General features: G+C 59.0%; 30 protein-coding genes. 17 read left to right on the top strand and 13 right to left on the bottom strand.

The features are described 5' to 3' along the window. Positions 1–5: 5 nt before the first annotated feature. From HYZ49_18880 to coaBC, 4 genes are read left to right on the top strand one after another with little or no spacing between them, the layout of a single operon-like run. Positions 6–662 (top strand): class I SAM-dependent methyltransferase, encoded by a 657-nt coding sequence (locus tag HYZ49_18880; GenBank protein ID MBI3244349.1) that lies wholly within the window; start codon positions 6–8, stop codon positions 660–662. After that, positions 659–922 (top strand): hypothetical protein, encoded by a 264-nt coding sequence (locus tag HYZ49_18875; protein MBI3244348.1) that lies wholly within the window; start codon positions 659–661, stop codon positions 920–922. Before HYZ49_18880 ends, HYZ49_18875 begins: the two co-directional genes overlap by 4 nt. Continuing rightward, a complete protein-coding gene (locus HYZ49_18870; protein MBI3244347.1) occupies positions 915–1,163 on the top strand; it encodes a type II toxin-antitoxin system RelE/ParE family toxin in 249 nt (82 codons plus the stop codon). Before HYZ49_18875 ends, HYZ49_18870 begins: the two co-directional genes overlap by 8 nt. After that, positions 1,163–2,389: a bifunctional phosphopantothenoylcysteine decarboxylase/phosphopantothenate--cysteine ligase CoaBC gene (coaBC, locus tag HYZ49_18865; GenBank protein ID MBI3244346.1), complete on the top strand. Its 1,227-nt coding sequence runs from the start codon at positions 1,163–1,165 to the stop codon at positions 2,387–2,389. The genes HYZ49_18870 and coaBC overlap by 1 nt, the downstream gene beginning before the upstream one ends. A gap of 13 nt (positions 2,390–2,402) precedes the next feature. Here the strand turns inward: coaBC and HYZ49_18860 are convergent, their stop codons facing one another. Continuing rightward, positions 2,403–2,888, bottom strand: a complete 486-nt coding sequence (locus HYZ49_18860) for an HIT family protein (protein ID MBI3244345.1) — start codon at positions 2,886–2,888, stop codon at positions 2,403–2,405. Positions 2,889–2,970: 82 nt separating this feature from the next. Between HYZ49_18860 and HYZ49_18855 the strand changes: the two genes are divergently transcribed. Both HYZ49_18855 and HYZ49_18850 read left to right on the top strand, forming a co-directional pair. Further along, positions 2,971–3,489 carry a hypothetical protein gene (locus tag HYZ49_18855; GenBank protein ID MBI3244344.1) on the top strand — a complete coding sequence of 173 codons (519 nt, stop codon included), beginning with the start codon at positions 2,971–2,973 and terminating at the stop codon, positions 3,487–3,489. Positions 3,490–3,495: 6 nt separating this feature from the next. Continuing rightward, complete coding sequence (locus tag HYZ49_18850) at positions 3,496–3,711, top strand: hypothetical protein (GenBank protein MBI3244343.1); 216 nt, start codon at positions 3,496–3,498, stop codon at positions 3,709–3,711. Positions 3,712–3,735: 24 nt separating this feature from the next. On the opposite strand, the gene HYZ49_18845 is transcribed toward HYZ49_18850, so the two are convergent. The 3 genes from HYZ49_18845 to HYZ49_18835 all read right to left on the bottom strand — a co-directional run bounded on the left by HYZ49_18845 (position 3,736) and on the right by HYZ49_18835 (position 6,222). Continuing rightward, complete coding sequence (locus tag HYZ49_18845; GenBank protein ID MBI3244342.1) at positions 3,736–4,656, bottom strand: ribonuclease Z; 921 nt, start codon at positions 4,654–4,656, stop codon at positions 3,736–3,738. Between the two features lie 97 nt (positions 4,657–4,753). Continuing rightward, on the bottom strand, positions 4,754–5,662 hold the full coding sequence (locus tag HYZ49_18840) for an HD domain-containing protein (GenBank protein MBI3244341.1): 909 nt from the start codon (positions 5,660–5,662) through the stop codon (positions 4,754–4,756). A 53-nt stretch (positions 5,663–5,715) separates the two neighbouring features. Beyond that, a complete protein-coding gene (locus HYZ49_18835; protein ID MBI3244340.1) occupies positions 5,716–6,222 on the bottom strand; it encodes a hypothetical protein in 507 nt (168 codons plus the stop codon). A 135-nt stretch (positions 6,223–6,357) separates the two neighbouring features. On the opposite strand from HYZ49_18835, the gene HYZ49_18830 reads away from it, so the two are divergent. The 10 genes from HYZ49_18830 (at position 6,358) to HYZ49_18785 (ending at position 14,923) form a co-directional block, all read left to right on the top strand. Continuing rightward, positions 6,358–7,632: an insulinase family protein gene (locus tag HYZ49_18830; protein ID MBI3244339.1), complete on the top strand. Its 1,275-nt coding sequence runs from the start codon at positions 6,358–6,360 to the stop codon at positions 7,630–7,632. A gap of 43 nt (positions 7,633–7,675) precedes the next feature. Further along, positions 7,676–7,957, top strand: coding sequence for a DUF2442 domain-containing protein (locus tag HYZ49_18825; GenBank protein ID MBI3244338.1), 282 nt, complete (start codon positions 7,676–7,678; stop codon positions 7,955–7,957). Further along, on the top strand, positions 7,954–9,144 hold the full coding sequence (locus HYZ49_18820; GenBank protein MBI3244337.1) for a hypothetical protein: 1,191 nt from the start codon (positions 7,954–7,956) through the stop codon (positions 9,142–9,144). Before HYZ49_18825 ends, HYZ49_18820 begins: the two co-directional genes overlap by 4 nt. Positions 9,145–9,174: 30 nt before the next feature. After that, a complete protein-coding gene (locus HYZ49_18815; GenBank protein MBI3244336.1) occupies positions 9,175–10,536 on the top strand; it encodes an insulinase family protein in 1,362 nt (453 codons plus the stop codon). Positions 10,537–10,577: 41 nt separating this feature from the next. Continuing rightward, positions 10,578–10,940 carry a holo-ACP synthase gene (gene acpS, locus HYZ49_18810; protein ID MBI3244335.1) on the top strand — a complete coding sequence of 121 codons (363 nt, stop codon included), beginning with the start codon at positions 10,578–10,580 and terminating at the stop codon, positions 10,938–10,940. A gap of 78 nt (positions 10,941–11,018) precedes the next feature. Further along, entirely contained in the window at positions 11,019–11,207 is a 189-nt protein-coding gene (locus HYZ49_18805) for a hypothetical protein (GenBank protein MBI3244334.1), read from the top strand. A 4-nt stretch (positions 11,208–11,211) separates the two neighbouring features. Then, the gene (locus HYZ49_18800) at positions 11,212–12,480 is read left to right on the top strand and encodes a hypothetical protein (protein MBI3244333.1); all 1,269 of its coding nucleotides are present in this window, start codon (positions 11,212–11,214) and stop codon (positions 12,478–12,480) included. Positions 12,481–12,485: 5 nt separating this feature from the next. After that, positions 12,486–13,115, top strand: coding sequence for an HD domain-containing protein (locus tag HYZ49_18795; GenBank protein ID MBI3244332.1), 630 nt, complete (start codon positions 12,486–12,488; stop codon positions 13,113–13,115). After that, on the top strand, positions 13,112–14,179 hold the full coding sequence (locus tag HYZ49_18790) for a hypothetical protein (GenBank protein ID MBI3244331.1): 1,068 nt from the start codon (positions 13,112–13,114) through the stop codon (positions 14,177–14,179). The genes HYZ49_18795 and HYZ49_18790 overlap by 4 nt, the downstream gene beginning before the upstream one ends. A gap of 3 nt (positions 14,180–14,182) precedes the next feature. Further along, a complete protein-coding gene (locus HYZ49_18785) occupies positions 14,183–14,923 on the top strand; it encodes a universal stress protein (protein MBI3244330.1) in 741 nt (246 codons plus the stop codon). 52 nt (positions 14,924–14,975) lie between these two features. On the opposite strand, the gene HYZ49_18780 is transcribed toward HYZ49_18785, so the two are convergent. From HYZ49_18780 to HYZ49_18765, 4 genes are all read right to left on the bottom strand, one after another. Beyond that, positions 14,976–15,812 carry an alpha/beta fold hydrolase gene (locus HYZ49_18780; GenBank protein MBI3244329.1) on the bottom strand — a complete coding sequence of 279 codons (837 nt, stop codon included), beginning with the start codon at positions 15,810–15,812 and terminating at the stop codon, positions 14,976–14,978. 101 nt (positions 15,813–15,913) lie between these two features. After that, positions 15,914–16,687 carry a class I SAM-dependent methyltransferase gene (locus HYZ49_18775; GenBank protein ID MBI3244328.1) on the bottom strand — a complete coding sequence of 258 codons (774 nt, stop codon included), beginning with the start codon at positions 16,685–16,687 and terminating at the stop codon, positions 15,914–15,916. Further along, positions 16,688–17,995, bottom strand: coding sequence for a hypothetical protein (locus tag HYZ49_18770; GenBank protein MBI3244327.1), 1,308 nt, complete (start codon positions 17,993–17,995; stop codon positions 16,688–16,690). It lies immediately after the preceding gene. Between the two features lie 71 nt (positions 17,996–18,066). After that, on the bottom strand, positions 18,067–22,119 hold the full coding sequence (locus tag HYZ49_18765) for a GAF domain-containing protein (GenBank protein ID MBI3244326.1): 4,053 nt from the start codon (positions 22,117–22,119) through the stop codon (positions 18,067–18,069). A gap of 93 nt (positions 22,120–22,212) precedes the next feature. Here HYZ49_18765 and HYZ49_18760 point away from each other — a divergent pair, with 93 nt between their 5' ends. After that, positions 22,213–22,359, top strand: a complete 147-nt coding sequence (locus HYZ49_18760) for a Flp family type IVb pilin (protein ID MBI3244325.1) — start codon at positions 22,213–22,215, stop codon at positions 22,357–22,359. Here HYZ49_18760 and HYZ49_18755 read toward each other — a convergent pair. From HYZ49_18755 to HYZ49_18735, 5 genes are all read right to left on the bottom strand, one after another. Beyond that, complete coding sequence (locus tag HYZ49_18755) at positions 22,356–23,117, bottom strand: prolipoprotein diacylglyceryl transferase (protein MBI3244324.1); 762 nt, start codon at positions 23,115–23,117, stop codon at positions 22,356–22,358. The two genes, HYZ49_18760 and HYZ49_18755, sit on opposite strands and share 4 nt — an antisense overlap. An 87-nt stretch (positions 23,118–23,204) precedes the next feature. Beyond that, complete coding sequence (locus HYZ49_18750; protein MBI3244323.1) at positions 23,205–23,765, bottom strand: TlpA family protein disulfide reductase; 561 nt, start codon at positions 23,763–23,765, stop codon at positions 23,205–23,207. 52 nt (positions 23,766–23,817) lie between these two features. Then, on the bottom strand, positions 23,818–24,891 hold the full coding sequence (locus HYZ49_18745; protein ID MBI3244322.1) for a VOC family protein: 1,074 nt from the start codon (positions 24,889–24,891) through the stop codon (positions 23,818–23,820). A 55-nt stretch (positions 24,892–24,946) separates the two neighbouring features. After that, the gene (locus HYZ49_18740; GenBank protein MBI3244321.1) at positions 24,947–25,297 is read right to left on the bottom strand and encodes a DUF5519 family protein; all 351 of its coding nucleotides are present in this window, start codon (positions 25,295–25,297) and stop codon (positions 24,947–24,949) included. After that, positions 25,297–25,758: a VOC family protein gene (locus HYZ49_18735; GenBank protein MBI3244320.1), complete on the bottom strand. Its 462-nt coding sequence runs from the start codon at positions 25,756–25,758 to the stop codon at positions 25,297–25,299. Before HYZ49_18735 ends, HYZ49_18740 begins: the two co-directional genes overlap by 1 nt. Positions 25,759–25,777 lie beyond the last annotated feature (19 nt).

Below are 25,777 nucleotides of genomic sequence, written 5' to 3'. Positions count from 1 at the left end.
CCAAAATGACTGACCCATCCTTCGCCGATTACTTCGCTCAAGTCCAGGCCACTCCCGGCTGGGACGCCATCATCCAGTCCTTCGCCCGCTTCGTCGCCCTACCGCCGAACTCGCGCGTGCTGGACGTGGGTTGCGGGCCGGGGAGCCTCGCCCGCCACCTGGCGCGAGACGACCACACCGTGACCGGCATTGACGCCGATCCGTTGATGATTGATCGCGCCCAATATCTGGCGACCGAAGTGAGCGACGTCACCTTTGAAGTCGGCGACGTGCGCCATTTGCGCTTTGACGATGGCGCTTTCGACGTTGCCCTGGCGACCAACGTCATCTTCCTTCTGCCCGATCCGCTGGCGGGTTTGCGGCAAATGACACGCGCCGTGAAACCGGGCGGCCTCGTCGCCATGCTCAACCCCTCGCCCAAAATGTCCGTCGCCGCCGCCGAGGCGCAGGCGAACGAACAGAAGCTGGAAGGCATAGCCCGCGTCTCGCTCGTCAACTGGGCGCGCGCCGCCGAAGCCAACCGCCGCCTGAGCGTTGAAGAGGCGCAAGCACTTTTCGCCGCCGCCGGTCTCGTACAAATTGAGACGGTTGAAAAAGTTGGGCCGGGGTTGGCGCTGTTTGTCAAAGGGCATAAAATCAACACAGGAGATGAATCAAAATGAAAACAAGCACTAAACGCAAGCGAAAAAATACGGAGCCACGTTGGGTCATGTCCGAGGCAGGCGAAGCTGTGGCCGTGTTGTTAGACATTAATGAGTTTAGGGATATGCAGAAGCGACTCGGCGAGATTGCCACGCGCGAAGAAGAAAGCGCGCCTGATGCGCTGGCACTGCTGGAGAAGGGAGAAGCAGACATCAAGGCCGGGCGGTTGACCCATCATGCCGATGTTGTCAAAGCAGTTCGCAAACGCCGCAATGGTTGAGATACTTTGGACCGATACGGCTAAACGCGCTTTACGAGAATTGCCCGAACGGACACAACAGGATATTCTCAGGCGTGTTGAGCAACTGAGTCTCTTTCCCTTTCTTGGCCCACAAATGGCTCGGCGTTGGGCGAAGTATCGTCAGTTGCTCGTCGGGGATTATCGAGTCATTTACCAAGTCTCGTTTGAAGGCGACACAGTAGTCATCGTCTATCTCCGACACCAAAGGCGTAGACTCTGATGACGGCGATTCCAATTTTCCGCGAGAAGAAGATACTTCTTGGTGTCACTGGAAGTATCGCCGCCTATAAAGCCGCCGACCTGGCCAGCAAGCTCACCCAGGCCGGGGCGCAGGTGGACGTTATTCTGACAGAGGCGGCTACCAAATTTGTTTCGCCGCTTACCTTTCAATCCGTCACCGGTCGCAAAGCGCACGCCGACTTGTGGGGTGACGACGCTCACATCATTCACGTCGGCCTGGCCGAGTCGGCGGACTTGTTGGTCATCGCCCCGGCCACTGCTGACACCATTGCCAAGCTGGCCAACGGTTTGGCCGACAACCTGCTCACCGTTACCGCGCTTGCGGCTCGCTGTCCGATTCTCATCGCGCCGGCGATGGACGGCGGCATGTTTGAGAACCCGGCCACGCAGGCCAACTTGCGAGTGTTGGGCGCGCGCGGCGCAATCATCGTCGGCCCGGCTGAGGGACGAATGGCGAGCGGGCTGGCGGGAAAAGGGCGGATGGTGGAGCCGGGAGACTTAATCGGACACATTCGCCTGGCTCTGGCCCGCCAAGCGGGCGGCCCTTTCGCGGGGCGACGGGTCGTCGTCACTGCCGGGGGAACGCAGGAGGCCATTGACCCGGTGCGTTTCATCTCCAACCACTCGTCGGGCAAGCAGGGGTTTGCCATAGCGCAAGCGGCGCTGGATCGCGGCGCGAGCGTGACTCTGATCACCGGCCCGAACACCCTGCCCACACCCACCGGCGCCGAGCGCGTGGATGTGCGAAGCGCCGCCGAGATGGCCGAAGCTGTGCTGGCCGCCGTTGACGATGCCGACGTGCTGATCATGGCCGCCGCCGTCTCCGACTTTAGACCGGAGACCGAAGCCGAGCAAAAAATCAAGCGCGGCGGACTCGACGGCTACCATCTCACACTAACAAAGACGATTGACATTCTGGCCGCTGTAGCCGAGCGCAAAGAGAGAACCGGCAAGCCGGCGATCGCCGTCGGTTTCGCCGCCGAGACTCAGAACCTGATTGAGAACGCGCGCGAGAAAGTGTTGAAGAAGAAGCTCTCGCTCATCGTCGCCAACGACGTCACCGCCAAAGACTCCGGCTTCTTTGTGGACACCAACCGGGTGACGATCATTGATGCCGGCGGCGGGGCGCAGACCCTGCCGCTGATGAGCAAGGCCGAGGTGGCGGAGGCGGTGTGTGAGAGGGTGGAGAAATTATTGCGCGGGTGATTTTGCAGACATCTTACGTGTTGAAAAGTTCATCATGATGGGCGTGAACGTATTTGCGTAACTGGTCGGCGTGTTCTAATCGTTCAGCCTCTGGAAAATCTACCTTGCCGCTGTGATAAAACCCGTCCTCGGTAAAACGCGGTGTGACGTGCACGTGATAATGCCAGACATCCTGGCCGCCTGCGGGTTCATTGTGTTGTCGCGTGGAAATCCCGTCACAGTCATAAACTCCCTTCAGCGCCAAAGCCATCGCTCGCGTCAACAAGTGGAGAGGCCCAATCTGGTTGAAAGGAAGGTCATAAAGATTCTCAAGGTGTTGATTGGGAACGACCAGCACATCAACCGGATTCTTAGGCCAGCGTCCAAGCCCTAAAAATGCAGTCGCCGTCTCTGAGCGATAAATTATGTCGGTTTGGGGGGCAGGAAGCCGGGCAACGGTTGCGGCTTTGATAATGCGGCAGAAGGGGCAACTATAGTTGGGCGGTTCGTGGTTATACATTGACGCAAATTACCTGCTCCTTGATTTCTAGATAGGGTCATTCTATCATTTCCCCCTAGGCAATCGCTGGTATACTTTTGCTATGGAAAAGACGCTGGCGGTCATCAACCAGCTGGAGCAGGAAGGCCTCATCGGACGCTACGCAATCGGTGGAGCAATCGCCGCCACGCGGTACATTGAGCCTGTTCAAACTTATGACTTGGACATCTTTGTGATACTTCCGGTTGAGCCGTCAGGATTGATTTCGCTCACCCCCATCTACACCTATCTCACTCAGCGTGGTCACCCGCCGCAGGGCGAGGCCATTGTCATCGAAGACTGGCCGGTGCAGTTTCTTCCGGTTTATGATGAGTTGACGGAAGAAGCGTTGGCTGAAGCAGTCGAGGTGAAATTCGGCTCAACACCCACGCGCGTCTTGAGCGCGGAGCATTTGGCCGCTATCATGCTGAAAACGGGGCGGCCCAAAGATCATGCGCGGCTAATCCAGTTCTTTGAGTTCAACGCGCTCAACAAGGCGGCTTTAGAAGAAATCGTCGCGCGTCACAGCTTGACGCCACAGTGGGAGAGTTTTCGCAGGCGATTCCTGGAAGAGAACGGATAACGCCTTATGCAGACCTATCCAGACCTCTCCGGCATTTTTTCCGCCAAAGCGCAACGAAGATTGGCGCTGGCGGCGTTATCCTGGGAAGAGAAAGTCGCCATCGTCGAGCGAATGCGGCTGTCCTTGCCAAAAGGTTCATGGAAGCATAGACCTGAAGACGAAAAACCTCCCACCCACAAGACGCCTACTCAACTACGCACCCTGAGAAACCCTGCTGACTAAAGCGCCATCACACTCCGCCCCGCTTCATTTCTCCCGCGCAATCTTATACTGATCAAAATCCCGGGCCACGACCGTGTTGGGGAAGATAACTTTGGCCTCGTCAAGGATGTCGCGCTCGCGGTAGCGTCGCGAGACGTGGGTGAGGTAGAGTTGCTTCACACCCGCGTCGCGGGCCAGAGTGGCGGCCTGTTTGGCCGTCAGGTGGCCGAACTGCTTGGCCATGTCGGCTTCTTCGTCGAGATAGGTGGCTTCTATCACCAGGCCGTCGGCATCCCGGCAAACATCCACCAAATCGTTCGTGCGGCCCACGTCGGCCATAAACACAAACTTTGTGCCCTGTTGGATTTCGCCTAACACGTCCTCGGGTCGGATGGTGCGACCGTCGGTCAGGGTGATGGGCTGGCCGTTGACCAGCGTCTTCCGCTCCGGGCCGAACGGCACGCCAAGCTCGGTCGCCCGGTCGTTGAGAAACGGGCGGCGTGATTTCTCCTCAAAGGCGAATCCGAAACAGTCCGGGCCGCGATGGTGGACGGGGAAGGCAGCCACGGTGAAATCGTCCTCGTCGAAGAGGAGGCCGGGCTTAATCTCACGAAATTCAATCGGCATCGGCGGTTTCACCCCGCGCAAAACCACGCCGTACAGCAAATCGTGCACGCGCTCCAGCGCCGACTTGCCGGCGTAGAGTTCGAGATAGTCAATGGCTTCCCAGCGGGTGAAGGTGGACAACAACCCGGCCAAGCCGAGGATGTGATCGAGGTGGCCGTGGGTGATCAGAATCCGGTTGAGGCGCTTGAAGCCGACGCCGCTCTGTAAAATCTGGCGTTGCGTGCCTTCGCCGCAGTCCACCAGGAAGCGGTGCTCGTTGTGCATGATGACCTGCGCCGACAGCCCGCGATGGACGGAAGGCGCGGAGGCGGAAGTGCCGAGGAAGAGGATCTCAAACAATTAGGAACGCCCTTTGCAAGAAGGGGAGACAAGGGGACAAGGAGACAAGGTGATTTGAAGTTCTCCTTGTCTCCCTTTCACCTTGTCTCCTTGTCTGTCATTCGGTCTTGAACGTGCCGTTCTGCAACGACAGCCGCTCGATGATGCGCATGTCGCTCTTGGAGTCTTCGGGGTGGGTCAGGGCGATGATGTTGACGTGTGAGGCGAGAGGGCTGTTCTTCAAACGGCGGGTGAGGGTGTCTTCGATCTGGAAGATGCCGGCCGAGTTGTTCATCACCACCGTGATCTCCACCGGGTGGCGTTCGCCCTTTGCAATTCGCACTTCGTCAATCGCCAGCGCCGAGACCGAGTGAATGTCCACCTTGCCCAAATCAAAAGCGGTGCGGCCCCGGCCCTTGGTGATGTCGGTGCCGTCGGCCAGAGCGACGAGAGCGGCCTCGAAGGTGAGCGGCATATGGCTGAGGTCGTGGGCGTGGATGGCGTGCAGGATGAAGGCCCGGAGTTCAATGCGGCGCTCAATGTCGGGATACACTTCCGGCAGAAGACGGTCGAGAATGGGGCGGGCCAGCATGACGCCGATCAATTCATGCTGCTGGCGGTGCACCTGGTTGCCGATGTCGTGCAAGAGGCAGGCGGCCACGACGACGGCGCAGGCGTCGTCCTCGTCGCCCGCGCCGGAGCGGGCCACGTCGGGCATCACTCGCGCCTCCAGCAGAAGGTGATAGATCAGCACGCTGTTAGCGGCCACCAGGCGGGCGTGGGCCTCGCCGTGATCGTTGTAGTTGAGTTTGGTCACGGTCAGGTAGTCGGCCATGTCCCAGTTGGCGCGCACTTCGGGGTCGCGGGTGATTAATTCCCAGACCCTGGCCGCTTTGGGGAATTTCTTCCACAGCGGCTCGACGGCGGCCAGGGTTTGTTTTTCCAGTTCTTCATAGTGGGGGGCCAGGGCGATTTCGACGCCGCGATTGCGGAAGACTCGGGGTTCGTGGTGGGTGAGGGGGGGCATGGGGGCTCCAGTGGGCAGTGAACAGTGAACTGTGAACTGTGAACAGTGAGTAATTATACCGAGCGGGCGATGGCTGTGCATAGTAACACGATCAGGGCGCAGGCGACGTTGAGTTGGTTGAGCCGCTCTTCCCGGTTGCGAAGTGCTGTCAATTCACCGCCGCCGGCTTTGCCTTTGGCTTCGAGCAGGGTCAGCCGGTTGAGGGCGGGCGATAGATTCCAAATGGAATAGGCAGTGATGGCCGACATGATAAAGAAGACGATGTGCTTGAGCAGGATGGCGATTGACCAGAGGTTGCCGATAGCCAGAAACCCCTTGTAGTTGCTATTGACCGACATTTGCAGGAGGCCGGTCAGCCCTAACGTGATTAAAGAAAGTAGATACATTGGAGCCAGGCGACGTTGAAGTTCGGCGATGGCGGCCCCGCTTTGTGGCCCCAGCCCCAGCGCGCGCCGCAGACCCGGGTAGCCGACGAGGGCCATGAGAAGGATGCCGCCCACCCACACGACGGTGGCCACGAAATGAAGAAAGTAAGAAGCGACAACGAGCCAGTCGGGCATGGGGGGATTATACCGCCTCGCCCCCAATCCTCCTCTCCTGCGATGTGTCGTTCATCGTGCATCGTGGGCGAGGGGCTGGGGGCGGGGGTCGCTGTGGTATGATCGCCAAGACTCTGTTTTCGACAAGGATGGGGCATGAGCAAAAACGGCGTTTTCAAAACAAAGCTCAAGAACGGGATGACGGTCATTCTCAAAGAAGCCCACACTACGCCCGTAACGACGTGGTGGGTGTGGTATCGCGTCGGCTCGCGCAGTGAGCGCACCGGCCTCACCGGCGCCTCGCACTGGGTGGAGCACATGATGTTCAAAGGGACAAAGCAGTTCCCGGCCGGCCTGCTCGACAAGGCCGTGTCGCGCGACGGCGGAACCTGGAACGCGATGACCTACATTGATTGGACGACTTACTTTGAGACCATGCCCGCCGACAAAATCGATCTCGGCCTACGGCTCGAAGCCGACCGCATGGCCCACAGCCTCTTCCCGCCCAAAGAGGTCGAGTCGGAGCGCACCGTCATCATCTCCGAGCGCGAAGGCTCCGAAAACGAACCCATGTTTCAACTTAGCGAATTAGTGCGCAAGACCGCCTTCACCGTTCACGGCTATCACCACGAAACCATTGGCGACATGGCCGATCTGCACACGATGACCCGCGACGACCTCTACACCCACTATCGCACTTACTACGCGCCCAACAACGCCATTGCCGTCGTCGTCGGCGACTTCGACGCCAAAAAGATGCTCAAGCGGATCAAAGAGTTGTACGAAGGCCTCCCGCGCGGCCTGCCCATCCAACCGTTCACTCGCCCCGAGCCGCCCCAAAAAGGGGAACGGCGGGTGATGGTGGAAGGGGAGGACAAGACGGCTTATATCGAAGCCGCCTACCACGCCCCTGCCGCCACTGATCCAGACTTTTATCCAATGGTGGTCCTGGAATCGATTCTGGCCGGGGCGGGATCGTTCAACGCCTTCGGCGGCGGCACGTCGAACAAATCGAGCCGGCTCTACAAGGCGCTGGTAGAAACGGAATTGGCCGCCGGGGTGGGTGGGGGGCTGACGGCCTCGGTTGACCCGTACCTGTTTTCCATCGTCGCCACGGTGCGCCAGGGCCACACGTTGGCCGAAGTTGAAACGGCGCTCGACGCGGAAATGGATCGCGTGCTCAACGAGCCAGTGACCGAAGCCGAACTGGCGAAGGCCATCAAGCAAGCCAAAGCCATGTTCGCCTTCAGCGCCGAGAGCGTGACCAACCTCGGCTTCTGGTACGGCTTCGCCGAAATCCTGGACACCTACGAATGGTTCGAGAACTACCTCGAGCGCCTGACTCAGGTGACGGTGGCCGACGTTCACCGCGTGGCACAGAAATACCTGACGCGGAGCAACCGGACGGTGGGGTGGTATCAGCCGAAGTGAGACAACGGATTTGGGGAATTCAGCGGATCGCCTCGATTTTCCAATGGAGCGCTTAGGGCCGTTAGTTCGCACCCAGGCGGTGAAACCTCTAAATGGTTTCAACGTGCGCCTCACATTTGCCAATGGTGTAAAAAAGGATATTGACCTTGAGCCATACCTGCATGGCCCAGTCTTTGAGCCGATTCTCAACGACATTACGGTATTCCGTTCAGTGAAGGTTGTTAGCAATACAATTGGCTGGGATAATGGCGCAGATATAGACCCAGATGTTCTCTATTACAGTCTGAAGCCTACCATTGGACATTTATCTGGAACGACTTCATGAACATTGAGCGTTCAAAGAAAATCTTTTGGGTAATTGTAGTAGTCCTTGCGCTATTTTCTGCAGTTATCATGGGGCTTTTTTTCTACTTGCTGTTTTCACAGCCCCAAATCGTGCCGCTTGGGGAAACCTTCGGCTCTTTTTGGATAAAAACATCTGCTGTTTTGATTGCGGCGTTAGCTTTTGCCAGTTCAGCGCTTGCGGCTGCTTATAACTCTCTTGAGCAGAGACAATTGCGATATATGGAAAACTATCCTTATCTGGAAGTTTTCCCAATTCTTTCAGTAGATCCTCTTCCACTGCCTATTCCTAAATTCGATTTGCCTGAAGAGCTTGTTGGCTTCAATACAGAATATCTGAAAAGAGTCGCGCCTTCACAGAAACTAAAAACATCTGATACGGACTTTGGCTACTTGGGAATTGCTCTTCACAACGTGGGCCATGGGCGGATTACCCGCATATTAATAACTGGCATTGCAGAAGTGCCCAGCCGTGGATTTCACCCAATCAATTTCAAGATTAAACGAAGAGTAAATCTGCCTCCTGAAGAGACAATAGTTTTTACTTTGCTACCTATTGCTCAGTTGCCTGAGTATAAAGTACAGATAGCATCGCTTGAGTACAGCGGGCATTTTGTAACTATGAAAGACTTTGATGGCCCTAGAGTTTTCCAGGAATCTTATCCATTTTCAATCCCGCAAGAACGGAAAGAAATCCTCTTTTTTGATGACTTTGAGAACGTTCCGGCCGGCTTGGGCTGGGTTTTAGATTTTTGGGGGCAGTGGAAGCCTACCGATTACTCTTATGTGCCCTTGCCGACAGGGAATGATCATTATCTGGTGTTAAGTGGCGATGAGTCTCAATTTAGTGCCACTAACCATTATATGAGTCGTGGTGGTGCTTATAAGGATCTAGTCAATTCTTTAGTTTATGGACAAACGATCCAAGTGACAGTTCGAGTTCGGTCAGTCCCCGGAACTTCGGCAAGTATTCAGTTGTGGTGTCATGACTTGGCTGCAAATCCAAAGAACCGATATTCCGAAAAGGTTATCCCTCAAGGTGAGTGGCAAGATATTTCCATGCTTTATACAAGTACGCAAACACCACACTTGAGAATACACCTTCTTTATTTTCCAGGAAGTGGAGCGATTCATGTTGACAAAATCACAGTTGAGAAACTTCATACTTGACTGAAATAAAATGTGGAGGGCAGAACAAACATGATTAAGCCCGCGAAGAAAAATAAATCTTCAATTGCGAATCGCAAACCGCCAAATCCAAAAGTAAGAGCTACTGCCCCTACCCTCGACACCTCCTCCCTCCCCGGCCCGGATGACACGACGCGCGTCGAATTGCCGAACGGCATTGTGGTGCTGGCCCGCGAGAACTTCACCAGCCCGGCGGTGGTGTTTGACGGCAGTTTGCAAGTAGGCGCGCTCGATGAGCCGCGTGAGAAGTCCGGGCTGGCGCGATTTACTGCCGCCTGCCTCATGCGCGGCACCGAGCGTTACGCCTTCGCCGACATCTACGAGCAGATCGAGTCCATCGGGGCGCGGCTGTCGTTCGGCGGCGGCACGCACACCTCCGGCTTCGGCGGCAAGGCCCTGGCCGAAGATTTGGACTTCCTGCTGGGCATGGCCGCCGACGCTTTGCGCCGCCCGACCTTCCCGCCTGAGCACGTGGAGAAAGTGCGCGGCGAGATGATGACCGGCTACGCCATTCGCGCCCACGACACCGGTTCGATGGCCTCGATGGCCTTTGACGATTTGCTCTATCCCGGCCATCCCTACGGTCTGGCCGACGATGGCTACCCCGAAACGGTTGCGACCATCACCCGTGAGGAGATCGTGAACTTTCACAAGGCTCATTATGGGCCGAAGGGCATGATCGTCGTAGTCGTCGGCGCGGTGAAGGCCGAAGAGGCGGTGGCGCTGGCGCAAAAGCATTTTGGCGATTGGATGCCATCCCAACCGAGTCGGCTTCCCCTGCCGCCCGCGCCTCGCATCCCCGAAATCAAAAGCACGCGCATCGCCATCCCCGGCAAGTCGCAGTCCGACATCATGCTGGGTTGCGTCGGGCCTCAACGCAGTGACCCTGATTTTCTGGATGCGCGCATGGCCAACAACATCTTCGGCGTGTTCGGCATGTACGGGCGGCTGGGCGATGTAGTGCGCGAGAAGCACGGCCTGGCCTACTACGTTTATAGCCAGGTGACGGGCGGCATCGGCCCCGGCCCCTGGCAAATTTCGGCGGGCGTAAACCCAAAGAACGTTGACCTGGCAGTCGAGTTGATCGTGAGCGAGATGAAGCGAGTGACGACAAAGAAGGTGACGCCGGTTGAACTGGCCGACAACAAGTCGCTCTTTGTGGGGCGACTGCCCTTGCAGTTGGAGACGAACGAAGGGGTGGCCGCCATGTTGGAGAGCATCGAACTCTACAACCTGGGCCTCGACTACTTGCGCCGCTACCCGTCGCTCATCAACGCCATCACTCGCGAAAGCGCGCAAGCGGCGGCGGCCAGGTATCTCGACCCGGAACGATACGCGCTGGCGGTGGCGGGGCCAATAACTGATAACCAATAACCAATTACTGGTTACTGGTTACTGGTTATTGGTTATTGTTGATGATCTGGAGTGGCGTGGACATGATCGAAGTTTCCCGGATTGACCGGGCCATTTTGCGGCACGGTGATCGGTTCTTTCGCCGCTTCTTCACCCAGCAGGAGTTGATCGATTCCAACGGGCGCACCCCGGCGCTGGCGGCGCGGTACGCGGCCAAAGAGGCGGCGGCCAAGGCGCTTGGCACGGGCATCGGCGACGTGTCCTGGAAGGAACTGGAGATTGTGCGCGGCGAGCGCGGCGAGCCGGCGCTTAAGCTGATTGGCAATGCCCGGACGTTGGCGCAACAACTTGGCTGGCGCGAGTGGTCGGTGAGTCTGAGCCACACCCACGAGCATGCGATTGCGGTTGTAGTAGCGAGAGATTAATCTCACCACAGAGACACGGAGAACACAGAGAAAACAAAAAAACTCTGTATCTCTGTGGTGAATTCTTGAGAGGGCGAAATGAATGTGATTGTCGAATTCAAAACTGATGACGGCAAGCCGTTGGGCGTGATGACGGCGGCGGCCAAAGTGTTCAAGACCGGCTCGCGCGGTTTCTATGCCAACCACAAGCTGGAGATTGACGGCAAGCGTTACCAGGTGCAAGTACAGTTGGTGGAAATCGGCAGCAAGCCGGCAGAAGAAAAGTAGCTCCATGCTTTCCCATTTCTGGCGGTTCGCCGCCGTTGTCCTCATCTTGTTCGCGTTGGGCGTGCCGCGCTCGATTGCCTTCGCCTGCACCCCGCCGCCCGGCGGCCTGCCGTTCTTTTCGGTCACCGATCATGTGAACGCCGCGCCCATTGTTCTCGAAGGCGTGGTTATTGCCACTGCGGGGCAATACTTTCCAGAGATAGCTACCATTCAGATCGTTCAGTACATCAAAGGCAACGGGCCGTCCACGATCAAAGTCGCAGGCTATGGCCCATCATCGGTGTGCCTGTCGTCGGTTGTGCTCGGCGATCACTTTGTCTTTTACGTGAGCGGCGATGATGTCAACGGCTACCAGGCTTTTTATCTAAGCCAATTTGACTCGATTGCCCCCGCCGACTCGCAGACTCTGGCCGAAGCCGCCGCCGCGTCGGGGCAACAGCCCATCTTCCTCTCGCCGGCTGAACCGATCCTGACTCAAGTCGCGGCGGTGCGTGGCTCGGATGGCACGCCCGCGCCCACACTCGACCGATCTCCCATTCTCACCGAAGTCTATGCCACCTCGAATGCGGCAGTGGCGGCTTATGCAACCGATCCGGCAGGACAGTCGGTCATCTTAACCCAAGCCGCCGCCACGCTTTTTACTCTGTCGGCCACCCCCGTTCCTTGCGCTTCGACTCATAGCATTGCCGAACACACTCAGGCCGCCGACGTCGTCGCCGAAGGTGTTGTCACTCAGACCGATGGCGGAATCGTCGCCGTTCAAGTGGTGCAGTATTTCAAAAAAAGCAACAGTAGTTTTTCGCCCAATCTCCAACTCAACATCATCCAGTCGGCCAACTGCTCGCTCGCCCTTTCGGTTGGCGACCATTATATTTTCTACGCCCTCGGCGATCCGGTTCTGCCGGTGTATGCGCTCAACCAGGATAATTACGTTCCTATTGCGCCTGTAGACGAAACCACCATCGCCGAAATCACTGCCGCCTCGGGACAGGAACCGGAGGCTGTTCAATCGCTTGAGGGTATCATCCTATCGCTCTCGGCGACGGGGACGGTCACTGCCCTGCCGCCCCAACTGGCGACGGTGACCCCGACACCGACTCCCTTTTCGTCGTTCAACCTCACCCCGACTCCGTTTATCACGCCTGTTCCACCTCCCAATCCTTTCCTCACCGTTGAATCGCTAACGCTGGCCGGCATTTGCGGTATTGTTGCCCTCTTGGTTGGTCTGGGTCTCGGCGTGGCGGCCACCCTCATCTTGCGACAGCGCGATTAGGTTCCATGCCGACTCTGGAACAGGCCCGCCAGTGGTACGCCGGCGCCGACCCGGTTCACGACTTCGCCCACGTTCTGCGAGTCTACCGGCTGGCCGAACGAATCGGCCAGGCCGAAGGGGCCGACCTGGAAATTTTGCTGGCGGCGGCTCTGCTCCACGACTCGGCTGATGCTGAACCGAATGGCGAGTCCGATCGCCCGACGCATCAACACGCTTCTGCCGAGTTTGCCCGCAAAGTATTGGTTGAGGAAGGCTGGGCCAAAGAACGAATTGAGGCGGTTGAGCATTGCATTCGCGCCCACCGTTTTCGCGGCAGTGAAGCGCCGCAAACACTGGAAGCCAAAATTCTGTTCGATTGCGACAAGCTGGACGTGCTGGGCGCAATCGGCGTGGCCCGCAGTTTTGCCTATGCCGCGCTCGCCGGTCAGCCGCTCACCGCCGATGTCTCAGCAAAGTTCAAAGCAACTTTAGAGAAGGAACCGGGCGAGCCGCACACGCCGCACCACGAATTCCTCTTCAAGCTTTCGCGCGTGCGTTTCCACACCGCCTCGGCTCGCGCGCTGGCCGAAGAGCGCCGGCATTACCTGGCCGGTTACTTCGAGCGGCTGGGGCGTGAAGTGAGAGGCGAAGCATGATCGCCGCCCTGGCGTGGCTCCGTCAGATTAATTGGCGCAAGGCAGGCATGTTTCTCCTTGCGCTCTTTTTATTTATCCTCTCGATCCAACTGCTCAAAAGCGGGGCGAAGGCGCTGGTTCCATTTATTCGCGAAGGCTTGGCCGTGCAGAACCCGGCCAACGCCCTCGGCTTTGGCTGGCTGTTTGCCTACCTTGTGCTGTCGGGGTCGCCGGTGGCCGCCACCGCGCTGACGTTTTTCGACGCCGGCGCAATTGATCGCCTCGGCGCGTTTGCGATGATCGCCGGGAGCCGTTTCGGAGCCTCGCTCGTCGTTCTGGCTCTGGGTTTCGTTTATTCGTTGCGCGGCCACGAACGCAAAGGCAGTTTAGCCATGGGCTTGTTGTCGCTCATGGTCACGTTCACGGTGTACGCGCCGGCGCTGGCCGTCGGCTGGTGGCTGCTGCAAATTGGCGCCTTCGACTGGCTGCACCCGGCGGTGAGCGGCGGCGTGGTGTCGCTGGTGGACGTGGTCTTCGATCCCCTCATTGACTTTGCCGTCGCCCTCGCGCCGCGCTGGGTTGTGTTCCTGCTTGGCTTCGGCGTGCTGTGGTACAGCCTGAACCTGATTGACGGCGCTTTGCCCGATATGAAACTAAAAGAGAGCGCCTTCAGCGGCCTGGCCCGGATGCTCTACCGGCCTATTGTCACCTTTGCTCTGGGGCTGGCAATCACCAGCATCACCATGTCGGTGTCGGTGTCACTCTCGGTGCTGGTGCCGCTTTCGGCGCGCGGCTACATTCGCCGCGAAAATGTCATCCCGTATATTATGGGCGCGAACATCACCACCTTTATTGATACACTTGTGGCCGCGCTTCTGCTCAACAACCCGCCGGCTTTCACCGTGGTGCTGGTCGAAATGGCGAGCGTGGCTCTGGTCTCGCTTGTGATTCTTGTTCTGGCCTATCGGCCTTACGAGCGCGCCGTGCTTCGCGTCGTGGAAGTCATCGGCGCTTCCAAACGAAACCTGGCGATATTCTTATTGGTGATCGTGGGCGTTCCGGTGGCGTTGATGCTGGTGAGGTAGACGATGAAATTTTTGATCTGCGATAAAGGCTCGGAAGCCGCCGACGTGGCGGGGCGGCTTGGTTCTGCGCTGGCCCGCCTGGCCGGGGCCGAAGCAACGCACTTCAGGGTCAGTGACGGCGACCCCGTAGAACAAATCCTGACCGAGTCGGCGCGGGGGAGTTTTGATCTGATCGTCATCGGCACGCGCAGTGGCCGCGGCCTGGCAAAGTTGTTCCTGGGTTCTACTTCATCCCGTCTGGCAAAGCAATCTTCTTTGCCGTTGTTGATCGCCAAAGGCCGGCGCGAGTCGGTGAAGCGGATTCTGATTTGCACCGGCGGCGAGCGGCCCGGCGAGTCGTGCGCAAGCTGGGGCGGGCGAGTCGCCGCCTGGACGGGCGCGAGCGTGACGGTTCTGCATGTCATGTCGCAATTGGCCCTGGCCAGAAACGCCAAGCTGGAAGATTTGCAGGACAGCGCCGAAGAGGCGATTGCTCAGAGCACGCGCGAGGGCCAGCACTTGCAGAAGTTGATGGGGCTGGTGCGCGAGGGCGGAGCGACGGGCGATGTGGGGCCAAAGATTCGGCACGGCCTGGTGCTGGACGAAATCATCGCCGAGATTGAAGAGGGCGATTACGATCTGCTCGTCATCGGCGCCCATCACCCGCCCACCGGCGACCTGTGGCGCAGGCTCCTGCTGGACGACGTGGCCGACCAGATCATCCGCGAGTGCCCGAGGCCGGTGTTAGTCGTCAGGGCAAAATAAATTCTCCAATTCTCCAATTCTCAAACTTGAGAATTAGAGAATTGGAGATTGCTCACTTCAAGTCCCTTACGTTCTTATTCAACCACTCAATCAAACTCGGCTCCAGAGTCGGGTCGGCGAACATGGCTGTGCCGTGGCCGGCGTTGGTGAACTCTTTCTTTTCGGCGGCCAAAGCTCTGGGCGCAAGTTTCTGGATCGAGTCGAATGAATAGGCGTCGTCGGCGCTCGCCACGAGCAACAAAGGCCGCTCGCCAAAGTTGGCTATCGTGTCGCCGGGCTTGAGGCCCATGTAGTCTTCGCCGGGCGAGAGGGCGACGACGGCTTTGATGCGCGACTCGGTTGCCCCGGCGATCAACGCCAGGTTGGAGCCGATGCTGGCCCCGACGATGGCGGTGCGGTTGGCGTCCACTTCAGGTCGAGCCGTCAACGTTTGCCACGCGGCCAGGGTGTCGTCGTCGGCCTTCGTCCAATCCACCGGCCCGGCGCTGGCCCCGTGGCCGCGCAAGTCCATCGCCATCACCGCATAACCCTGCTTCTGCAAACTCCGCGCGAACGAATCCCAGTCGGCCTTGCTGCGGCCCAGCATGTGCAGGAGCAAAACGGCGGGCGCGGGCCGGACGATTGGCGGATAGTAGGCGACGGCGAGTTGAACGCCGTCGGGCGCGGCGAAGGTGAAGTCCGTTGGCTCGGAGGGCGTGGGAAGCGCGGTGGGAGCAACTGGCGGCACGGCGTGGGTGGCTGTTGGCGCTGGCAAAGTGGCCGTTGCCGGCGGCAACGTCGCCGTCGGTGGAACCAATGTTGGAGTTGGTGGGGGAGTTGGCGTGGGCGCTGCTACAAGCTGTGAGCAGGCGGTCAGAAACAACACCGCGAGAATCAGCAGTTTTTTCATTGACGACTCCTCACCACGAAGCCACCAAGACTCAAAGGTTCACGAAGTTTTCTTTTCTCTTTGTGCAACTTCGTGACTTGGTGACTTTGTGGTTAAAAACTCTATGCCGCCTCCGCCACCACAATCATCCTCTCGCTCTCATCGGTCAAAGGCGATTCGTCGTAGCCGCCATACAAGTGCGCCAGCTTGAAGTTGGCGCGTTCCAGCAAAAGACTCATTTCGGCAGGGAAGGTGTAACGAAGCGTGAGGGGAACTAAAGTCCGCTTCAACACGCCGTCGGCGGCGAGGGCGTCGTACTGCCAGAGAATATGAGCGATCTGGGCAGTACGATCTACGCGGGTGGTGGCGAATTGTTGGATGGTCAGGTTATTCTCGTCGTCGCGGAAGGTGCGCTCGAGGGTGAGCGACTCGTTGGAATCGAGATAAGCCGGGGCTGGGTTGGTGAGGTCGAGGACGAGTTGGCCGCCGGGGTTCAAGTGGCGGCGGGCGCAGGTGAGCAAGGCCAACTGCTCGGCGGTCGTCGTCAGGTGCATGAAGGTGTTGAAGGGACAGATGATCAGTGAACAGTGGACAGTGAACAGTGAGGAGAGGTCAAAGTTCGTCATGTCGCCGTGAAGGAGTGCCGCGCGGGCGGCCAGTTCCGGCTTGCGGTTGAGTTTGGCGTGGGCCAGGGCCAGCATTGCCTCTGAATTGTCGAGGCCGACGATACTCACGTCGGCGCGGGCAATTTGCTGAGTGACCCGGCCACTGCCACAGCCGAGTTCGAGCACCGGGCCGCCGCTGTCTTTGGCAAGCCCCACCCAGAAATCAAGGTCTTCGGTGAAGTCGGCGTTTTCGAGGTCGTAGAAGCGGGAGAGGGAGTCGTAGAGGTCCATCTAAAAGAGCCAGGGCGTGGCGAGCAGGAGGAAGAGCGCCCAGGCCACGTACAGAAAACTGCCGATGTGAAACGTGGCTTGCAGGGACTCGATCCAGGCAACCTTGCCGCTTTTGGTTTGCTTGTAAATCAACAGCCCCAGCAGGCCGATGTTGACGCTGTTCCAGCCGATGATGGTCAGGCGGTTGATGGTGAGGCCGCCGAGGTAAGTTCGATAAACAGTGGCGGCCAATGCGTAGAGACTGACCACGACCACCAGAATCGCCACCGCCAGAATCCCGGTTCGTAATATCGTTTGATAACGGTCGGATAAATCGTCGGCGTTGACAGGCGTGGCTCCGACCAGCAAGGCCATGACGGCGAACAACATGCCGTTGTAGACAATCAGCACGTCCCGATTTTCGAAGGGGGCCATGAAGTTGAAGGGGATGGCGACGATGTAGATCACCAGCACGATCAGCGACAGTCCTAACAGGACGCGGGGGAAGGTGATGATGAGGCGGCCGGCACCACGTTTGAATTCCTGGGCGGCCGGGGGCAGAGCCGGGTCGTAGGCAGTGGCGACGGCAATGAGCGGAAGCAGTCCGGCGGGGCCGACGAAGATCAACCGGTTAAGGAGATCGGGAATCCTGATGTCCAGCGCCTGGAACATGCTGAAGGTGATGCCGGCGAAGATGTAGGTGGCGATGAGGTAGACGCCGCCGGTGACCACCGTTTCGATGGACTTGATCAGAAAGGCAAACTTGTTTTGCGGCGATGATCGCAGACCGAGAATCCCGACGCCCACCCCGGCCCAGGCCAGCAGGGGCAGGTGGGGGATCATCAACTCCCGGTAATTTGCCCGCGCCGGCGATAAGAGCATCACGTAAAGCGCCGCCCCGGCCAGCCCGGCGATCATGAGCCAGGAGCGCCGGTAGCCGGCTTTGGCGGTGAGGGCGATGAAGGTGATGACCAGCGCGGCCACGATGGGCGCCCACAGCAGGGCGATGTAAGGCAGGAAGCTCCCAAATTGCCGGAAGGCCAATTTTTGATCGTCGGACAACAGCCACAGGATCAGGGCGGTGAGGATGCTGAGCGGAATAGCCAGCTTCCAGTTGACGTGCCTGTGTTCGCTCTCGTGCGCCTCCGACGATTGCTGGAAGCGGTAGAACCAGGCCGCGTATAAAACGTTCTGCGGCGCTTCGTCGTAGCAAGCCAGCAGGTCGGCCTTGAACTCGGCGGCGTTGTTTTCTTTGCGGGCGGTTTGATAGAGTTGCTCGAGTCCTTCGGGGTTGTTCTGGGCAGTGTGAATGTCGGGTAAGTATTTCATGGTTTGAAATTCTATTTTGGCGCAGACTTCCGAAGCGCCAAAGAGCGGCGAGACTTCGGAAGTCTGCGGCCTCATGTTTGCAGATCGAGCGCCCGAGCGGCAGAGACCTGATTCTTGCCGGAGCGTTTGCTCAACAGTTCGGCGTTGTCGGCGGCCAGGAGAAGGCCGCTCGGGGTGTGGCTGTCGGCAGGGAAGGCGGCGACGCCGAGGCTGATGGTGTAGCCGGGGATGGGATGGTTGAGGGCATAAGGCTCCGGCGCGGAGGCTTCGGCGGCAACGCGGATGCGTTCGGCCAGAGCCAGGGCGCCGGCCTTGTCGGTGTGTGGCAGGATGATGGCAAATTCTTCGCCGCCGTAACGAGCGGCTAAGTCCGTGTCGCGCAGGTTGGCGCGCAACAGGTCGGCCAAAGCTTTGATGCGCTCGTCGCCGGCAGGGTGACCGTAAGTGTCGTTGTAGCTTTTGAAGCTGTCAATATCAAGGACGATGAGCGAAAGCTGATAGCCGTATCGTTCGGCGCGGTTGAGTTCGAGGGTGAGGACGCGATCGAAGGCGCGGCGGTTGGCCAGACCGGTGTGACCGTCGGTGTCGGCCAGGTTTTGAGCTTCGGCATGAGCGCGGGCGTGGTTGACGGTGGCGGCGGCGGTGGAGGCAAAGGCCTCAAGCAATTTAAGATCAGAGTCGGTGAAGGCCGAGCGCCGGGTTGAGTCCAGGGCGATGACGCCCACCAAAGCCTCTTGAAAGATCAACGGGGCAACGATGGCGGAATGAATGCCAAGCACTTCGGGGATGTCGCCGTCATAACGAGTGGAGGCGTCGCCCCGCGCGTCGGAGATGATGATCGGGTGTCGCTCTCGGGCCGCTTTGGCGGAATAACCGTCATCGCCGGCAAAGGCAAGCGTTTTTATTCGGGGGTCGCTGTAACCAATGAGGGCCCTGATCTGCAACCGATTGGTGGCCGGGTCGCTCAGCAGGATCGAGCCTTTCTCGGCGCAGGGGATGGTGTTGATGGCGGCGGCGAGGATGTTGTTGAGCAACGGCTCAAGGTCAAGGGTAACCAACAGGGCAGAGTTGGCAGTCAGCAAAGCATTCAGTTCGTGGGCATGTTGTTTCTCGTGGGCGTGAAGGCGGGCGTTATCAAGGGCGATGGCGGCCTGAGCGTTCAGGCTGTGGGCCAGTTGAAGCGCCGATTCAGAAAACGGCGAGGCGCCCGGCAGAGGATATAACTCCACCAGGCCGATCACGTTGTCGCGAGCCATGAGCGGCATCAAAAGGACAGACTTATAGTTGTGCTTTTGGAGGAAAGCGCGTTCTGCCGAGTCGGCGTTCGGATCGTCGGCATGAACGATCAGGAACTGGCCGGTTTCGAGCACCTGACGAGTGGCCGGGTAATCGTCCAGCAAGAACAGGCCGGTGATGCCTTCCCCGGCGCGGCCTGTTGCGTCGTGATAAAGCACAGTGTTGTATTGGTTACTGCCCCGATTCCAGCGCGAGATGGCGCACGAAATCATGCCCAGGGCATCGGTCATGTGACGGGCAATCGCGCTGAAGATTGCATCTTCGTCGAGAGCCGAGGTGAAGTCACGGATGGCCTGGAAGAGAATGCTTTGCTCCTCAGCCTGGCGGCGGGTTTCGGCCAAGAGGCGCGCATTGAACATGGCAACGGCGGCCTGCGCCGCAAGACTCTGCGCCAACTGAATCTCGGTGTCGCTGAAGACCGGCTGAGAGACATTCCGGTAAAGTTCGACGACGCCGAAGGTTTGGCCGCCGGTGAACAGGGGAACCAGGAGCAGGCTGTGGTAGCCGAATTGTTGCATCAAAGCGCGCTCGGCCGGGTCGCCCTGCGGGTCGTCCGCCCGGACGACGAGCGTCTGACGGCTCTCCAGAACGTGGGCCGTTGCCGGGTAATTGCCCAGGTCTTCATTCGCGCTCGGCGCATAGTTTGACACGAATTCTTTGCCATCGTAGTCAAGTAAAGAGATAACCCGGTTGGCCGCCCGCTCCCAGCGCAAAATGTTGCATTCGGCCACGTGAATAACGTTGACCAGATGAGAGGCCACCGCCTTCAAGACTTCGCCTTCAGTCAGGCCGGCCGTAAAGTCGCGAGTGGCGTTGAACAACAGTTGTTGTTCTTCGGCGCGGCGCTGGCTCTCTTTATAAAGTTGCGCGTTTTCGATGGCCACCGCCAATTGCCCGGCAAAAAGAGACAGCAGGTCTGCGTCGGTTTCAGTGAGAGGCCGGCTCGTGGTGGACGAAACATCCAATACACCCAACACCACCTGGTCTTTCAGCAACGGAATGCAGACTTCGCTTTCCACGTCCAGGGCGGCGCGAACGTAGTCCGGGTCGGCGGCTACATCGGCAACAAACTGAATCTGGCTGGCGCGCACGGCCCGGCCCGCAATACCGGCCGTGATTGGCAATGCCGCAATTGGGGCGGCGGCTGGGTAACCCACCTGAGCGCCAACGTGCAGCGTTTCACCTTCCAACATGCCGACGACCACATACTTGTAATTGAAAGCGACGTGCAGAAGCTGGGCTACCGTCTGAAAAATCTGGCTCAAATCCAGCGAAGAAACCACCGCCCTGGAGAGAGATTGAAGCGCCGTCATCTCGCGCAGACGATCGTTGGCGCGGGCATAAAGGCGGGCGTTTTCCATGGCTGTGGCAATATGACGAGACAACGTCTCCATTGCCAAAGCATCTTCAGGGCCAAACCCGCCGGGCCGGGCGTTCTCGATGTACAACACGCCCAGCAAGTTGCTCGCACGTAAAATGGGGACGGCAAGCGCCGAACCTTTCTTGCGGCTTCTTGGGCTGAAGTAAAAGGGGTCGTTGCTGATGTCGTTAGTCAGGTAGGTGACGCCGGTTTTGGCGGCCTGCCCGGCGACGCCTTCCCCAATCCTTTGGCGGAACCCCAGGCCCACGCCCATCTCTTCCAGATTCGCCAGGGCCACTACTTCCAGAAAGTCTTTCTCAACCGGCGCCAGCAAAGCGGCTTCCGTGAATCCAAATCGATCCACCAGAGCCGTCATAATGCGCTGTAATATCTCGGCCTCGTCGAGCGAACTGGAGGCATGTTGGCTGACATCGTAGAGCAGGCTGAACTGAGCGGCCCGGCGCTGGATTTTGGCGAAGGCGTGCGCGTTGCCAATGGCAACGGCAACATGATTGCTAAACTGGATGGCCGCCGCAACGTCTGCTTCGCCGAAGCGGTTGGCCTCATGGCTGTCGGTGATAGACAGCGCACCGAGTAGTTTCTCGTCCTTGATAATCGGCGCAGCCAGCAAGGCTCGCACATCCGCTCCGCGCTCGAGGCGATCCGAACCGTCGGCAGACTCCTGGGCGTTGTTCAGGAAGATGGGCCGCCGCTCGCGCGCCGACCGGGCGACGATGGAGGCCGGGTCGGACAGGGCGAGGCGCTCGCCCAGACGGGTTCGCGCATTCAGGCTGTGAATAACCGAAAGGCGAAGAGTCTCGGCATCGTCTTCCAGCATCCAGACCCCAACGCCGTCAACGCTCAAAGCGTTCTTGATTTCGGCGCAGACTGTGCCCAGAATGGCGTTAAGCTCAAGGGAGGCATTCACTGTTGCGCTGATGCGCTCTAATGCCTTCGCCAGGCGCTCACGGGTTCCAAGTTCAAGCGTCAGCGTTCGGGCGTGTAAATTGGCCGCCAGCGAGGCGGCCACAGTTTCCAAAAGACAGATGTTGAAGGGGCTGAAAGCGCCTGGCTGTTGGCTTTGCACATCCAGCACGCCCAGGGTGTTGCCGTCGGCGTGAAGAGGGAGGGCGATTTCGCCTTCAGCCAATTGCTTCTGGCCGGTCAGGCCCGCCTGACCCACCAGGCCCGTCCCCAGAGGAATCTGGTCCCCAAGCTGGAGCGGTGCGGCCAACACGCCGTGCATGGATCGCAAAACCAGTTGCCCGGCATCCACTGTCAGGCAACAAACGAGATCGAAGCCAAATTGCCGGTGCAGGCTCCGGGCGGCTTCGTCCAGCAACGCTTGCGGCGTGCCAGGCTCGACCAGTTGGCGCGTGATGTCGGCCAGCAGTCTTAGTTGGCGGTTATGAGCATTTTCCGCCTGCAAATCAGGTTGCTCAGAGTCCGGCATAAAGCCAACTTTCACCAACAGTTTCCTCTGAAACCCAACAGTTAAATTCCTGGTTTTGGGATACTATACTGCTAACTCGGAAATTATGAAATGAAAGGAGGTGTAAAAATGTTATTCATTCCGCGCGAAAAAGGTCAAGGTCTGGTTGAGTATGCGTTGATCCTCGTTTTGGTAGCCGTCGTCGTCATCGTTATCCTGGCGTTGCTCGGCCCGGCAATTGGTAACGTCTTCTCGAACATTGTTTCCAACATCTAATCATGTTGGGCGTTCTCAAGAGCGGCGGCGGGAGCTGCCGCTTTTTGATTCCAGACGCCAATCATCGCCAGGCTGGTTCCCAACAAAGCGATTCCCCAAAGTTGAGCCAGCCGCAAACCGCCAACGGTGATCAGGCTGTCGCCCCGGAACGCTTCCAGAAAGACCCAGGTGGAGGCCGAGGCGGCGGCTACACTCCAGAACGGGATTCCCGGGTTGAGCCGCCGGTGTGTCCTCCACCACATCCCCAACACTATTACTGCCGCCATCAATTCATAGACCTGTGACGGATGCCGGTAATCTTCCCACAGATAAATGCCCCAGGGCAGGTGGGCGGGCGCGCCAAAAGCGTCGCCGCTGGCGAGGTGAGCGGCGGCAATGGCCATGCCCATCACCGCCAGGGCCGGCGTCAGCGCGTCTAGCGTTAATCGCAGAGGCAGTTTGTGTCGAGAACCATAAACCAGCGCGGCGGTGAGGCCGATGAGAGCGCCTTCGGTTGGGGCGAGCGTAGCCGGGTTGAGCGAGAACAGGCTGAGCGGGTCGGCGGCGTAGATGCCGAAGTAGCGGGCGGCGTAGGCCAGCCGCGCGCCGATGATGCCGCCCACCAAACCGGTGAGGGCCAGGTTGTAGATCGTGTCCGGGTTGAGTTTGAGGCGGGCGGCTTCTTTTTCGGCCAGGGCCAGGCCGGCCCACACGCCGATGAGCAAAGCCAGGCCGGGGGTTTGAATGGCAAGCGGGCCGAGTTGGAGGATGGGGAACATAGAGAGGAATTCACAATGCTCAATTCACAATGCGCAATTGCCAGCTTGCGCATTGTGAGCTGCGAATTGCGAATTGGAAATTCGTCTTCATGGCGCTTCGTTTAAAAGCGGTTCGATCTTGGTTTGCAGAACCGCCTCGCTTACCGGCCCGCCAATCATGACGGCGCGGATGATGCCCTGGCGATCAATGATGAAGGTGCTGGGCATGGCTCGCAATAGATACCGGCGGCTCACTGCGCCGTCTTTATCGAACAGAACGGGCAGGGTGAGGCTGAGGCTTTTGACAAAGGCGCGGGCGTCGGCTTCGGTGTCCTGAAAGGTGCTGTTGACGGCCAGCACTTCGAGGCCGCGATCCTTGTTGGCTTCGTACAACTTTTGGATGGCGGGCATTTCGGCGCGGCACGGCCCGCACCAGCTGGCCCACAGGTTGACGATGACGACTTTGCCCTGTTGTTCCGAGAGCGCCACCGAGTCGCCGTTGAGGTTTGCCAGCGTGAAGTCGGGCGCGGGGAAGCCCTCGCGTGGGCTGGCGATGCGCCCGGTCGAGGCGGCTGAATCGGGCACACGCGAGAGCCAGGCCCAGCCAGCGGCCAAAAATAGAGCCACGACACTGAATGTCCACCAGCGTTTTGGGTTTGTTGAAGCCATGCCCCAAGTTTAACCTCAAAGGGGCAAAGTGTGTGAGGCTCTTATGAGGCGCTTAGATTCTTTCGGGAAGCGTGATCGGGCGCAGGGTGCGTTCGATGTCGGCGCGGTGAGGCTCCAGCCAGGGCGGGAGTTTGAGGGACTGGCCGAGGTCTTTCACGTCTTCGTCCACCGGGAAGCCGGGGCCGGCGGTGGCAAGCTCGACGATGTGACCGTCCGGGTCGTTAGTGTAAATGCTCTTGAAGTAGATGCGATCCATGACGGGCGAGACGCGATGGCCGGCGTTGATCAACTTCTCGCGCCACTCAAGTTGGGTTTCTTCGTCGGGCACGGCCAGGGCGAAGTGATGAGTTTGGCCGGCGCCCATTTGCGCCCGCCGCTCCTGGCGCGGGTCGCGCTCGAAGTAAGTGATGAGCGTGCCCGGCTTGCCGTTGCCGACGCCCCAGTACCAGTGAGCCGAATTCGGGTCGTCGAAGTTGTTGGTCATTTTCACCCGCCGCAGGCCGAGCAGTTCGCCGAAAAAGGCATGAGTGCGTTTGATGTCGGCGCCGATGGCGGTGATGTGGTGCATGCCCCGGCTCAGAGCCATGTCGGGCGTGATGGCCGGCACGGGCTTGGGCCAGGTCTCGGCCTTAATCCGCGCCTCGTCGCGGTTGTTGACGATCATTTCGGCGGGCGGGGCGCGGAATTCGTTGCCCAACGAGTCGGCGGCTTCATCCATCGTCCAGCCGGGGCCGTCGGTGGCGATCTCCAGAATCGTTCCATCGGGATCGTTGAAGTAGATTGACTTGAAGTAGTGGCGGTCGAGCGGGCCGTCCACGCTGAGGCCGAGGCCGGTCAGCCGCCGCTTCCATTTGAGCAGGCCGTCGTAGTTGGCGACGCGCATGGCAAAATGGTGCGTGCCGCCGATGCCGGGCCGGCCACGCGGCGCGCCCGGCCACTCAAAGAAGGTGATGGCCGAGCCAGGGCTTCCGGTTTCGTCGCCGAAGTAAAGGTGATAGGTGGCCGGGTCGTCGAAGTTGACGGTGCGCTTGACGAAGCGCTGGCCGAGCACCTGAACGTAAAAGTTCACCGTGCGTTGGGCGTCGGCGCAGCCGAGAGTAATGTGATGGAGGCCGGAGATGGTCATGGGTCTGGTAGCCTGGTGGTCGAGTGGTCGGGTAGTCGAGCGATTGACTATTGGACTATTCGACCACTGGACCAATTGACGCCTTCGATTTTTGTTTGAGCGCAATTTCGTAAGACTGGCAGAACAGTTCGATAGCTTGCTCAACATGGTCGGGCTGGCGAAGATAGAAGCTGATCCAACCGCTCTCTGGAAGGATGTGGTGCGGTTCGGCGCGGCCGGCGGCGATGATCTCGTCCCGGACTTTGGTGGGAAAGGGAATGTCCACCAACGAGTCGCCGTGAATGTGGCCGATCTCGCGTTTGCCGATTCGATATTCAATGCCACCGAAGCGGTGCGGGTGAGCCTCAACGCCCGGCCAGCCAAGCAGAGCATCTTTGATCTTATCGCTCGCGCCTCGGACTGACATCAGCCTTGCTCTAACACAGCCAGAATTTTTTCCGGCGGCAGGGCGACGTTGACGCCGCGCCACAATGTTTCGCCGCCCGGTTCGTTTCGCGTGTCCCAGTAAATCTCCAGGCCGTTGCCGTCGGGGTCGTCGAAGTACATGGCCCAACTGATCAGGTGATCGACGGTGGCGACGAACACGCCGCCGTTGATGAGCATTTTGTAGGCGCGGGCAAACGAAACTTTGTCGGGGACTTCGAAGGCGACGTGGTAGAGGCCGGTTCCGTTGGGAGGCGGTTGGGGCGCGTGGGGGCCGGCATTTTGCAGGGCAATCTCGTGGTGAAAGTCGCCGCCGCTGAGGAAGGCATAGAGGTCTTCCACCCGCTCGATCAGCTTGAGGCTGAAGAAGCGGGTGTAGAACTCAATAGCGCGATCCAGGTCGCGGACTTTGAGATGGGCGTGGCCGATTTTGGTTTGGTACATGGCCCCCATTATAAAACGG

Source organism: Chloroflexota bacterium, assembly GCA_016197225.1.
GTDB lineage: Bacteria > Chloroflexota > Anaerolineae > Anaerolineales > VGOW01 > VGOW01.
Note: the sequence above shows the minus strand (reverse complement) of the source record. Positions and strands in the feature narration are given on the sequence as shown.

Coding starts and splice junctions, on each gene's coding strand:
- HYZ49_18790 (MBI3244331.1), top strand. CDS start 13,112: ATGATCGCCGCCCTGGCGTGGCTCCGTCAGATTAATTGGCGCAAGGCA.
- HYZ49_18770 (MBI3244327.1), bottom strand. CDS start 17,995: ATGAAATACTTACCCGACATTCACACTGCCCAGAACAACCCCGAAGGA.
- HYZ49_18785 (MBI3244330.1), top strand. CDS start 14,183: ATGAAATTTTTGATCTGCGATAAAGGCTCGGAAGCCGCCGACGTGGCG.
- HYZ49_18740 (MBI3244321.1), bottom strand. CDS start 25,297: ATGTCAGTCCGAGGCGCGAGCGATAAGATCAAAGATGCTCTGCTTGGC.
- HYZ49_18850 (MBI3244343.1), top strand. CDS start 3,496: ATGCAGACCTATCCAGACCTCTCCGGCATTTTTTCCGCCAAAGCGCAA.
- HYZ49_18840 (MBI3244341.1), bottom strand. CDS start 5,662: ATGCCCCCCCTCACCCACCACGAACCCCGAGTCTTCCGCAATCGCGGC.
- HYZ49_18820 (MBI3244337.1), top strand. CDS start 7,954: ATGAACATTGAGCGTTCAAAGAAAATCTTTTGGGTAATTGTAGTAGTC.
- HYZ49_18780 (MBI3244329.1), bottom strand. CDS start 15,812: ATGAAAAAACTGCTGATTCTCGCGGTGTTGTTTCTGACCGCCTGCTCA.
- HYZ49_18875 (MBI3244348.1), top strand. CDS start 659: ATGAAAACAAGCACTAAACGCAAGCGAAAAAATACGGAGCCACGTTGG.
- HYZ49_18830 (MBI3244339.1), top strand. CDS start 6,358: ATGAGCAAAAACGGCGTTTTCAAAACAAAGCTCAAGAACGGGATGACG.
- HYZ49_18750 (MBI3244323.1), bottom strand. CDS start 23,765: ATGGCTTCAACAAACCCAAAACGCTGGTGGACATTCAGTGTCGTGGCT.
- acpS (MBI3244335.1), top strand. CDS start 10,578: ATGATCTGGAGTGGCGTGGACATGATCGAAGTTTCCCGGATTGACCGG.
- coaBC (MBI3244346.1), top strand. CDS start 1,163: ATGACGGCGATTCCAATTTTCCGCGAGAAGAAGATACTTCTTGGTGTC.
- HYZ49_18825 (MBI3244338.1), top strand. CDS start 7,676: ATGGAGCGCTTAGGGCCGTTAGTTCGCACCCAGGCGGTGAAACCTCTA.
- HYZ49_18795 (MBI3244332.1), top strand. CDS start 12,486: ATGCCGACTCTGGAACAGGCCCGCCAGTGGTACGCCGGCGCCGACCCG.
- HYZ49_18880 (MBI3244349.1), top strand. CDS start 6: ATGACTGACCCATCCTTCGCCGATTACTTCGCTCAAGTCCAGGCCACT.
- HYZ49_18815 (MBI3244336.1), top strand. CDS start 9,175: ATGATTAAGCCCGCGAAGAAAAATAAATCTTCAATTGCGAATCGCAAA.
- HYZ49_18745 (MBI3244322.1), bottom strand. CDS start 24,891: ATGACCATCTCCGGCCTCCATCACATTACTCTCGGCTGCGCCGACGCC.
- HYZ49_18805 (MBI3244334.1), top strand. CDS start 11,019: ATGAATGTGATTGTCGAATTCAAAACTGATGACGGCAAGCCGTTGGGC.
- HYZ49_18870 (MBI3244347.1), top strand. CDS start 915: ATGGTTGAGATACTTTGGACCGATACGGCTAAACGCGCTTTACGAGAA.
- HYZ49_18735 (MBI3244320.1), bottom strand. CDS start 25,758: ATGTACCAAACCAAAATCGGCCACGCCCATCTCAAAGTCCGCGACCTG.
- HYZ49_18775 (MBI3244328.1), bottom strand. CDS start 16,687: ATGGACCTCTACGACTCCCTCTCCCGCTTCTACGACCTCGAAAACGCC.
- HYZ49_18855 (MBI3244344.1), top strand. CDS start 2,971: ATGGAAAAGACGCTGGCGGTCATCAACCAGCTGGAGCAGGAAGGCCTC.
- HYZ49_18835 (MBI3244340.1), bottom strand. CDS start 6,222: ATGCCCGACTGGCTCGTTGTCGCTTCTTACTTTCTTCATTTCGTGGCC.
- HYZ49_18760 (MBI3244325.1), top strand. CDS start 22,213: ATGTTATTCATTCCGCGCGAAAAAGGTCAAGGTCTGGTTGAGTATGCG.
- HYZ49_18755 (MBI3244324.1), bottom strand. CDS start 23,117: ATGTTCCCCATCCTCCAACTCGGCCCGCTTGCCATTCAAACCCCCGGC.
- HYZ49_18800 (MBI3244333.1), top strand. CDS start 11,212: ATGCTTTCCCATTTCTGGCGGTTCGCCGCCGTTGTCCTCATCTTGTTC.
- HYZ49_18860 (MBI3244345.1), bottom strand. CDS start 2,888: ATGTATAACCACGAACCGCCCAACTATAGTTGCCCCTTCTGCCGCATT.